Raw genomic sequence first — 9,479 nt, forward strand, 5'->3', positions numbered from 1 at the left:
CAGCCCGTCAGCCCGTCAGGTCGAGCGGACGCCCGTAAGCAGCGGCGAGCCGTTCGTTGACCAGGTCGAAGAACGGGATGATCGCGAGCATCAGCCTCGGGTGGTCCTCTCGCAGGAAGAACCGCAACGGCGGGCTGGTCCAGTGCACGTCGCCGCGGACCTCCTGCTCGTCTATCGGCACGTCCACGGCCCAGAACGGCACCCCCAGCCGCTTCGCCCCGTGCGCGTGCACCTGCGGGTTGGCCCAGGCGAAGAGGTACTCGATCCCGGCTTGGCTGCAGTAGCTGATCAGCGCGTGCAGGACGGCCTGGGCGCCCAGTCGGTCGTTCGACGAGAAACGCCCGAATTCCCCGCAGCGACCGCGGTTGCGGTCGATGAATCCGCGCATTCCCGGGGTCAGCCGGAAATAGCGCTCGGTGTCGATGCGAGGCCGCCGTGCGCCTATCTCCAGACCGGCTGTCGCGATGATCTTTCCCTCCCGCCGTGCCACGAACAGCACATCGGGTTCCGAAATCCACGACGCCCCGTATTCCGCCTGGTACTTCTCCGCGCAGAAACGCAGACCCTCCGCGAACGCGGCGCCGGTGGCCACCGCGACCTCGATGCCGTGGTCGGCCTGCGGGCGCACCGCCTCGGGGCGGGCGGTGAGTTCCGCGGCGGTCACGTGTCGACCCGCTTCCCGGTACTGGTGTCGATCAGCTCGGCCTCCAGGGTGGAGCCGTCGTAGAAGAACGACATCGGGGAGGGCGGCAGCACCGTGGCGTACGGCTCGCGCTCCAGGCCGGTCAGCACCAGGGCCGTGCGCTGGACCGCGTGGGCCTCGGCGATCGGCGGCGTGCCGGCGAAGAGCGGGACCTTGCGCTTGTTGATGAGCCAGTCCTCGATGACCTCGACGCTGGGGAACCGCCAGGCCTTCGGCACGAACTTCTCCATCAGCTCCTTGATCACCTCGGGGGTGAGCTCGGCGTCCTCCGGCAAGCCGTAGCGCTCCTCGATCGGTTCGCTGTCGTGGGTGTACTTGTACACCGAAGTGCCCCAGCCCACGCACCACGCGGACAGGACGCAGAGCGGCCGCGGGTCCTTCCGGAACGCCCGGTGCAGTGCGTAGCGGGCCCGGATCAGATAGAAGTCCATCTGGTCGAGGACCACGTCGCAGCCGGCGACGAACTCCTCCGCGTTCTCGGGCGTGATCCCCTCCTCGAAGACCTCGACCGTCACGTCACCGGCCAGGTCGTGGGCCAGTTCGGCGACCACCTGGGCCTTGTTCCGGCCGACCGTGTGCCGGGTGGCGCCGAGCTGCCGGTTGATGTTGGTCCAGTCGAACGCGTCCGGGTCCGCGACCTTCAGGTTCAGTACGCCGAGGCGGGCCAGCCGCACCGCGACGGCGCCGCCGATGCCTCCGCAGCCCGCTATGCCGACGGTCGCGCCGCGCAGCTTCAGCTGCGCGGCGTGCTGCTCCTCGTCCGTCTCGCCGAGCCAGGCCTGGCTGCGGTCGACCCGCTGCCAGTACACGTCGTCGTCGTAGGTCCCGATGAACTTCTCGCGCACGTGTCCTCCTGAGCGATGTGCCGGTGTGAGCCGATGTGATCGGCGAGAGACGCTCCGGTCGGACTCTCGCCGACAGGCCCGGGAGGGCGGGCATGCGTGCGGCCGTGACTGGCCGGCTGCCAGGACAATGTGACCCCCGATTTTCCCCGTCGGCCCCGGCGAAACCCCGCTGGAGCGTGGGGAAATCGTATGCACAGAACACCTCCGGAATTGCGTGTGATGTCTGTCACATACAATTCCGGAGGTGCGTTCCCTGCATTTCCGGCCTGAATTCGGCAATAGTCATCCACCGAACCCGGCGAAGCGGCTCCGGTATTCTGCTGCCGAGGATTTCGGGCGAATGATCAGCGGTGGGCGACCTCCGAGGGGCCGTCGGCGGTACGTTCACGCGCACCGCCTCTTCCGGGCGCGGGAGCCGGGCCGGACAGCGTGGCTCCGGCCAGGACGGCACCGGCCAGGGCACACGCCGCGATGATCCACAGGGCGTCGTGCAGGCCCGACTCCAGACCGGCGGACCCACGGGCGGCGGCGCGGTCGGCCAGCAGCGAACCCAGCACGGCGACGCCGAGGACCCCGCCGGTCTGCCGGGCGGTGTTGTTCACCGAGGACGCCATCCCGGCCCGCTCCGGCGGTACGGCGCCCATCACGGTGGCCGCCATCGAGGTCGAGGCGAGGGCGTAGCCGGCGCCGACCGCAACGAACGGCAGCCCGGTCAGCAGGTAGCCGTCCGCGGCCGTGCCGGTCAGCACCGCACAGCCGCCGCCCACCAGCGCCAGCCCGGCCGTCAACGCCCAGCGGGCGCCGAGCCGGCCGACGATCCGGCCGGCGTACGGGCCTGTCGCCATGTAAGCGACGGACAGCGGCAGGAACCTGGCCCCGGCCTCCACCGCGGAGTCTCCGCCGACCTGCTGGAAGTAGAGCGAGAACACGAACAGCAGGCCGAACAGGGCGAAACCCATCAGCAGGCCGGCCACGTTCCCGGTGGTGAACGCCGGGAGGCGGAAGAACCTCGGCGGCAGCAGGGCGTCCCGGGCGCGCGACTCGACCACGGCGAAGCCTGCCAGGGCGACCACCGCGACCAGCAGGGCGGCGACGATCGGCGCCGACGTCCAGCCCTGTCGGCGCCCGTCGATCGCCACGTACGCCACCAGGCCCAGCGCGACCGTGCCCAGCAGTTGGCCGGGCAGGTCCAGCGAAGCCCGGCTCCCGCGGGTGGCGGGGACGACCACCAGTGCCAGCAGGCCGGTGACGACCGCGCACGGGACGTTCAGCCAGAAAATCGACTGCCAGCCGACCGCGTCGACCAGCGCACCGCCCAGTACCGGCCCGGCGACCAGCGAGAGCCCGGCGGCCGACGCCCAGACGCCGATCGCCCGGACGCGTTCGGCCGGGACGGGGAAGGCGTGCGCGAGGATGGCGAGCGTCGCGGGCAGTTCCAGCGCGGCGCCCACTCCCTGGACGGCTCGGGCGGCGATCAGCCAGCCGCCGGACGGCGCCAGCGCACAGCCGACGCTCGCGAGCGCGAAGATCGCCGTCCCGGTGATGAACACCCGCTTGTGGCCGCCGATGTCCCCGACCCTCCCGGCGATCAGCAGCAGTGCCGCCAGCGGCAGGATGTAGGCGTCGACCACCCACTGGAGGCCGGAGACCGAGGCGTGCAGGTGGTCGCCGATGGCGGGCAGGGCGACGTTGACGATCGTCGCGTCGAGCTGCATCAGGAACATGCCGAGGCACATGGCGGTGAGGATCAGCCCGCGCCGGGGAGGCCGCGGGGAAGGGGCGGTCCGGGTCTCGGTCACGGGCGGTTCCTTCCGGGTGGGCGGGGCCCCGCCCGTGTGCGGAGCGCTGCGTGGGCGGAAGCGGCCGTTCGTTCGCCTGGCGTCGTCACACGCTAGGGCCGGGTCATTTCGGCCCGGACCGAAGTGACGTCCCCTTAGACTCGCCGCATGGCGTATCCGATGCGGGCCCCAGCGGGAGCGGACGGACCGCGGCCGGCGCCCGTACCGCACTGCGGCGACCTGCCCCTGGCCGGCGACGCGGACATCTCGGCCGTCGCCCAGCTGATCGCCGACCCCTCCCGCGCCGCCGTGCTGCTGGCCCTCCAGGACGGCCGGGCCCTTCCGGCGAGCGTGCTGGCGGCCGAGGCCGGTGTCTCCGCCTCGACCATAAGCGGTCACCTGGCCCGGCTGCTGGACGCCCGCATGGTCACCGCCGAACGGCACGGCCGCTACCGCTACTACCGGATCGCCGGCCCCGAAGTGGCCGAACTGCTGGAGCGGCTGGCCGCGTTGTCACCGCCCCGCCCGGTGCGGTCCCTGCGCGAGGGCAACCGGGGGCAGGCCCTACGCGCGGCCCGGACCTGTTACGACCACCTGGCCGGGCGCCTCGGCGTCGCCGTCCTGCAACGGATGCTGGCGGCCGGCCACCTGACCGGCGGCGACGGCCAACGCCACCCCGACACCGCCGTCCTCGACGGCCTGACCGGCTACGGACGCGACGTCAGCTACCAGTTGACCGACACCGGAGTGTGGTTCCTGCACCGGCTCGGCGCCGTCGACACGCCAGAGCACCGGCCGGCGATCCGCTACTGCGTCGACTGGAGCGAGCAGCAGCACCACCTGGCCGGGGAACTCGGGCGGCTCCTGCTGGCCCGCGCGCTGCGGGGCGAGTGGATCGTCAGAGCGGCGAAGAACCGGTCGGTCAGGGTCACGGACCGGGGACGTGCCGCGCTCCGGCAGCACTTCCAGCTCGACTGGTGACGGGTCCGCGGACGCCGGACCCGTGCCCGGGTCGCGTGCCCGTGCCCATGCCTGTCCGCGGCCGCGCGCGCCGTCGCCGGGCCGGCGCGGGGCCGTGGTGCGCCCCCCCCGGAAGTCGAGGGAGGCGCGGTCGGGGCGGACCACCGGGAGCGGTCGGAGCGTCCCCGGGGTGGTTCGGGCGCGGCGGGTGGCGGCGCCGTCGCTCACAGGACCGGGATGGTGGGCGGATGCACGGATCCGGGTTGCCATTCGAAGAGCAGGATGGTCGCGTCGTCGCTGAGGTGATGGTCGTGGTGGACCAGGATGGCGTGAATGAGGCGGCGCAGGACTTCGTCGGCGGGCTCACCGGCCGCGGTGGCGCGGATGATGAAGTCGGTGAAGTTGTCCAGGCCGAACATCTCACCGTTGTCGGAGCGGGCGTCGGTGACGCCGTCGGTGTAGAGCAGGACCCGGTCCTGCCGCTCGAGCTGGTAGGAGTGGACGTGCCTCGGCTGGTCCACGAGGGCGCCGAATCCGAGCGGGGGCTCGGTGGGGCGGTCGAGGGCGCCGGGGACCAGGCGTTGGTCGCGGATGAGCAGGGGCACCGGATGGCCGCAGTTCGTCCAGGTCAGCTCGCCGGTACTCAGGTCGAGGTGGACGAAGATGGCGGTGCAGTAGCGGTCGGGGAACTCCTGCGCGAGCGTGTGGTCCACCGATTCGGTCAGTTGCCGCAGGTCGCCTCCGTTGCGGCGGGCGTTGCGGCAGCCGGCCATGGCGACGGCGGTGGTCAGGCCGGAGAACAGGTCGTGGCCCATGGAGTCGAGGATCGTGGCATGCAGGGTGTGGTCGATCAGTGAGTGGTCGAAGCCGTCACCGCCGAGGTCGTAGGCGGGCTCCAGGACGGCGGACGAGACGACTTCCTGGGCTTTGAGGGTGCGCGGCGGCAGAAAGGCCCAGACCATCTCGGCGGGCAGGCGCATGGGCTGGATCCGCTGGAGGCGGGTGAAGGTGTCGCTGTGCTCCCCCTTGGTGAGCACGAGCAGGGCGAGCAGTTCGGCCAGCGACCGGCAGAACTGCAACGTGGGGGCGTCCAGCCGATCACTGCGCAGGCCCACGACACCGATGCGTTGGATTCCGTCGAGCAGCGGCATCCAGATCTCCAGGCCGGTGGTGTCGGCTTCCGTCACACGGACGGAGGCGGTCCGGTAGGACCAGCCGGCGAGACTGTCGTCGATCGGGATGGTGGGCTGATCGTTCATGCGGGGGTTCGGCAGCGGAATGAGGACGTCCTGCTGCACGTCGGCCACGTAGATGGACACCTCGTGCATGCCGAGCCGTGCCGCGGCCAGACCGGCGAGTTCGGGGAGCGCGGCCGGGCCGTGTTGGGCAGCCTCGTGCACCAGGGCGTTCAGCGCCCTGTATCCAGCCGCGGTCATCTCGGTCGGCATGACAGGTGTCGCTCAGGAAGGAGTCGTCCGTTCACTCACCTTCCGGGTGCCCGCAAACCGCTCGATAACGCCGGGGAAAATTGAATCATGTACGTTTCGGGCTCCCGGATGACAACGCCGGCGGGTGATCAGCGGGGCGACCGCGGGCCGCCGACGGCAGGCCCCGGTCGCGGGCCACCATCCGGTGCGACCGCGTGAACCGCGAGCCTTTCCGGGACCGTACGCTCCGGCGGTCCCCCACGGGGTCCTCCCACCGAGACGTCGGCCTGGCGGCCGGCGCCTGTGGCCATGGGGGGTGGAGCGGCTGTCGATGCTGCCGGGGTGCCAGGTGCGGGTGGGTCCGTTCCAGTCGGGCGGTGTCCGTCCCGGTCGGGCAGTGTCCGGCCGGCTCGGGCAGTGTCCGGCCGGCTCGGGCAGTGTCCGGCCGGCGAGGTCCGGGGCGCGTGGCGGGTGTCGTCGGTGATCTCCATCCGCTCGGCTCCCAGGGGGCGCGCGGAGCGGTCGTCACGGTCCGGAAGCTCCCGTACAGAGTGGCGGAATGGCTGCTTCTCGGCTGTGTCACAGCCACCCGCGGGCGCTTAATGGTGGTCCCGCGATGCGCGTGGGGGTGACGACGACACGGGGGGCGCATGGACTCGGTGGGAGATTACGGCGCGCCACCGCCCGGGCCGCCGCCTCGGCCGCCCCTGGCGCCGCCGGCCTCCCGCAAGGGCGGCACCCTGGTCCTCCAGGTCAGCCGCCGCATGCTGTGGGTGGGCTCGGTGGCCATCCCGCTGCACAGCATCACCTGGGTCGACGCCTTCCGGCTCAAGCCCGACCGGGGCGCGGCCGTCAACCGCTTCCTGAAGTGGCTCATCGGCCTCGGCCTGGTCCTCGCCGTGATCAGCTCCACGACCAAGGGCGAGGTACGCGTCTCGGGGCAGTCCGACGTGTCGTTGTCCGTGCTCCTGATCGTCTTGGTCGTCTACGCCCTCAAAGACCTGTTCGAGCCGGCGAAACCGGTGCTGGTCGTCGAGATGGCCAGCGGCTCGACGGTGGTCGTGACCCTGCCGAGCGTGGACGAACTGCGCCAGATCGCCGACCGGATCGTACGCGCGATCGACAACCCGGAAGCCGAGTTCTCCACGCTCGTGCAGCAGTTCCGCAGCAACACCACGAACAACTACGGTTCAGTCGTCAACATGCACGGCGGCCGGGGAAACACGGGGTTCAAACTGTGAGCGACGCGCCCAGCCCCCGCGGCCCCGTGCTCGATGCGCACGGCGGCCACGACGGCATCGGCATCAGCCGCACCCGGTGCCGCCGAGGCACTTGATCCGGGCGCGAGTCGTCGTCAGGGAGAGCGGACAGCCGTTCCGCGCCGCTCTCGGCCTGCCAGCGGGTCGGGGCCGTGGCGACAACGGCCCCGGCCACCCGCGCCGTCGCGGTATCAGGGCCTGGCCGACGGGCCGGCCGGGCGGTCCGCCGTGACCAGCCACGATGTGCTGCGCAGCCGGACCGTGCCGTCCGTCGTCTCATGAGCGCGCAGGTGATCCGTCAGGGCGCGGCGGGCGCGGTCCCGTGCGGTCGTGCCGGCCTGCTCCATCAGGTGGCGACCGGGACCCGTCCCCAGCAGGAACTCCGCCGCGTCCGCGGCTCCGCTCCCCCATCTCCCGTGTGCCTGCTCCTGGTTGACGGTGATGCCGGTGAATCCGGCCGCGGTGAGGACGTCGCGGACGCGGTCCGGTGAGGACAGGGAGAACATGCCGGGTGACCCGGCCCGCCCGAAGTCCCCGACCGGCAGGAAGTCGCGCAGCGAAGTCATCGCGGTCACCCAGTCGTTGAGCGAGGGCTCGGCCGGGCAGACGAACGCCAGGCGGCCGCCGGGCCGCAGCGCCCGGCCGACGTTGCCGAAGGCCGTCACGGGGTCGGCGAAGAACATCACCCCGTAACGGCTGATCACCGCGTCGAAGGCGCCCGCCTCGAAGGGGTGCACCTGCGCGTCGCCCTGCACGAAGGAAGCGTTCACGATGCCCTCCCGCTCAGCGCGGGCCCGGGCCTCGGCCAGCATCGGGCCGGACAGGTCGAGACCCAGCGCGTGCCCCTGGGGTGCCCGGAGGGCGGCGAGACGTGTGGTCTGCCCCGAGCCGCAACCGAGGTCGAGGGTGCGGTGGTTCGGGTTGATCCCGGCGGCGTCGAGGAGCGGCTCGTTGAAGCCTTCGTTCACCGCGTTCCAGCGGTCCTGGTGGCGGGCCCAGTGAACTCCTTCGGGGCCGTTCCACGCTTGCGCCTGCTGGGTGTTGTCGATGTCCGGCATGGGTGCCTCCTGTGGTGGACGACGGAGAATGGGCAGGCGCTCAAACCATATGGGCGCGCGCCCAAACAAGCAACCACCGCCACTTTCAAAGGAGTTGCCTTCTTGTCGGGGCGGATGTGGAACGGCAGAGAGATCCGGGCCGTCACACGTGCCCTTCATGCGACCCGATGCGCGCGTGGCGGAGCCCTGTGCCGACCGGTTCGCGCGGACGGCGGCGAAGGCGCGGGCACTGCCGGGGTCCGCCGGGCAGGGCACGGTGGTGCGCGACCGGGCGGCCGTCACCGGTTCTGTTCCCGCCGGCACGACCTGCCGGCTCGAACCCCGCGCGCACTGCCGTCGTTGCCGTTGCCGTCGCGGCGCCCGCGGCGGGCCCGCCGGGCACTGCCCACGGGAAGGGGGGGTGTGTCCGATCCACCGACGCCGCGGGTGACGGCGGTACGGCCGGCTACTCGTCCCGTACGGCGACCGCGAAGCCGACCTCTCCGCCGGGTTCCTCGCGCAGTGACTCGGTGAGTCCGCCGACGGCCGCGCACAGGGCCTTGGCCATGCCGCGGGTCAACGGCCCGTCGGGGCGCGGGAGATCGGTCATGGCCGTGGCGTCGGCCCTCTCCTGCCTCGACCGGACGTATTCCGCGCCCCAGTCGGTGAAGCGCGGCAGGGCCACCCTGCCGTCGTCCTGGTGCCATCCGCGCGCCGCCGCGGCCACCACGACGCGGATCCGGCGCTCATGACTGACCGGCACCACCTCGGTGAAGACGGTGAGCCGCACCAGCCCGTTGCCGTCGTCCATTCCGTAGGGCAGCGTCCGCTCCACCCCACCCGCCATGGGATCGGGGTTGAGGTTGCCCGCCGCGCGCTCTGCCGCGTAGTCGCGGCGGCACAGGTCGATGAGGGGTTCGAGATGGCGTGCGACGTAGGCGTACCAGTACTCGACGGCCCTGTGCGACCCCCTCGGTCAGGCCACGGACCCCGGCCCGCTCGGCACGTTCGAGCCTATACGGTGCGGCTCCGTCCTCGCGTCGATCCGCCGGCTCCGTCCTCGCCCACTCGGCGGTCGGCCGGCACGGCGGGCGCCGCCGACCCGGCGCGGCGTGGGCGCGCGGTCGTGGACGGCCATGCGGTCCGACGCGACCGCGGTCAGGACGGCGGGCCGGGGCGTCGCCGGCGGTGGGACCGGCGAGGGCGGCGTGGTCGGCCCGGACTCCTGTCTCGCCCCGTGTCGCACAGACGGGAACCCCGGCCCGAGTACGGCGGGCCGGGGTTCTCATGTCGTGCGCCTGGTGGCGGAGCCCGGCCCGATTACGGCGGGCCGGGGTTCTCCGTTGTATGGCGTGTGTCGTGGTGGTGCGCCGGGTCAGTACTCGCCGCCCTTGTGGCGCTCGACGACGCGGAAGCTGCCCACGACGCCGTTCTTGACGTGGACGCCGCCTTCGACGTGGCCGGTCCGGA

The 9,479-nt window shown here is 72.0% G+C and carries 8 protein-coding genes; 2 read left to right on the forward strand and 6 right to left on the reverse strand.

Annotated elements, in window-relative coordinates:
- Positions 1–7: 7 nt before the first annotated feature.
- The 3 genes from ACF061_RS35915 to ACF061_RS35925 all read right to left on the reverse strand — a co-directional run bounded on the left by ACF061_RS35915 (position 8) and on the right by ACF061_RS35925 (position 3,347).
- The gene (locus ACF061_RS35915) at positions 8–664 is read right to left on the reverse strand and encodes a hypothetical protein (RefSeq protein ID WP_392271205.1); all 657 of its coding nucleotides are present in this window, start codon (positions 662–664) and stop codon (positions 8–10) included.
- The gene (locus ACF061_RS35920; RefSeq protein WP_392271206.1) at positions 661–1,548 is read right to left on the reverse strand and encodes a ThiF family adenylyltransferase; all 888 of its coding nucleotides are present in this window, start codon (positions 1,546–1,548) and stop codon (positions 661–663) included. Before ACF061_RS35920 ends, ACF061_RS35915 begins: the two co-directional genes overlap by 4 nt.
- A 344-nt stretch (positions 1,549–1,892) precedes the next feature.
- The gene (locus tag ACF061_RS35925; RefSeq protein WP_392271207.1) at positions 1,893–3,347 is read right to left on the reverse strand and encodes an MFS transporter; all 1,455 of its coding nucleotides are present in this window, start codon (positions 3,345–3,347) and stop codon (positions 1,893–1,895) included.
- 147 nt (positions 3,348–3,494) lie between these two features.
- Here ACF061_RS35925 and ACF061_RS35930 point away from each other — a divergent pair, with 147 nt between their 5' ends.
- The gene (locus tag ACF061_RS35930; RefSeq protein WP_392271208.1) at positions 3,495–4,307 is read left to right on the forward strand and encodes an ArsR/SmtB family transcription factor; all 813 of its coding nucleotides are present in this window, start codon (positions 3,495–3,497) and stop codon (positions 4,305–4,307) included.
- 203 nt (positions 4,308–4,510) lie between these two features.
- Here ACF061_RS35930 and ACF061_RS35935 read toward each other — a convergent pair whose 3' ends face one another.
- Entirely contained in the window at positions 4,511–5,722 is a 1,212-nt protein-coding gene (locus tag ACF061_RS35935) for a PP2C family protein-serine/threonine phosphatase (protein ID WP_392271209.1), read from the reverse strand.
- A gap of 641 nt (positions 5,723–6,363) precedes the next feature.
- On the opposite strand from ACF061_RS35935, the gene ACF061_RS35940 reads away from it, so the two are divergent.
- The gene (locus tag ACF061_RS35940; protein WP_392271210.1) at positions 6,364–6,954 is read left to right on the forward strand and encodes a DUF6232 family protein; all 591 of its coding nucleotides are present in this window, start codon (positions 6,364–6,366) and stop codon (positions 6,952–6,954) included.
- Positions 6,955–7,163: 209 nt separating this feature from the next.
- On the opposite strand, the gene ACF061_RS35945 is transcribed toward ACF061_RS35940, so the two are convergent.
- Complete coding sequence (locus ACF061_RS35945) at positions 7,164–8,030, reverse strand: class I SAM-dependent methyltransferase (protein ID WP_392271211.1); 867 nt, start codon at positions 8,028–8,030, stop codon at positions 7,164–7,166.
- 445 nt (positions 8,031–8,475) lie between these two features.
- Positions 8,476–8,856, reverse strand: a complete 381-nt coding sequence (locus ACF061_RS35950) for a hypothetical protein (RefSeq protein WP_392271212.1) — start codon at positions 8,854–8,856, stop codon at positions 8,476–8,478.
- Positions 8,857–9,479: the final 623 nt, after the last annotated feature.

This window comes from Streptomyces sp. NPDC015220 (assembly GCF_043079345.1).
Lineage (GTDB): Bacteria > Actinomycetota > Actinomycetes > Streptomycetales > Streptomycetaceae > Streptomyces.

Excerpts from the sequence above, each read along its gene's own strand:
- ACF061_RS35930 (WP_392271208.1), top strand. The coding sequence starts at position 3,495 with ATGGCGTATCCGATGCGGGCCCCAGCGGGAGCGGACGGACCGCGGCCG.
- ACF061_RS35935 (WP_392271209.1), bottom strand. The coding sequence starts at position 5,722 with ATGACCGCGGCTGGATACAGGGCGCTGAACGCCCTGGTGCACGAGGCT.
- ACF061_RS35940 (WP_392271210.1), top strand. The coding sequence starts at position 6,364 with ATGGACTCGGTGGGAGATTACGGCGCGCCACCGCCCGGGCCGCCGCCT.
- ACF061_RS35945 (WP_392271211.1), bottom strand. The coding sequence starts at position 8,030 with ATGCCGGACATCGACAACACCCAGCAGGCGCAAGCGTGGAACGGCCCC.
- ACF061_RS35950 (WP_392271212.1), bottom strand. The coding sequence starts at position 8,856 with ATGGCGGGTGGGGTGGAGCGGACGCTGCCCTACGGAATGGACGACGGC.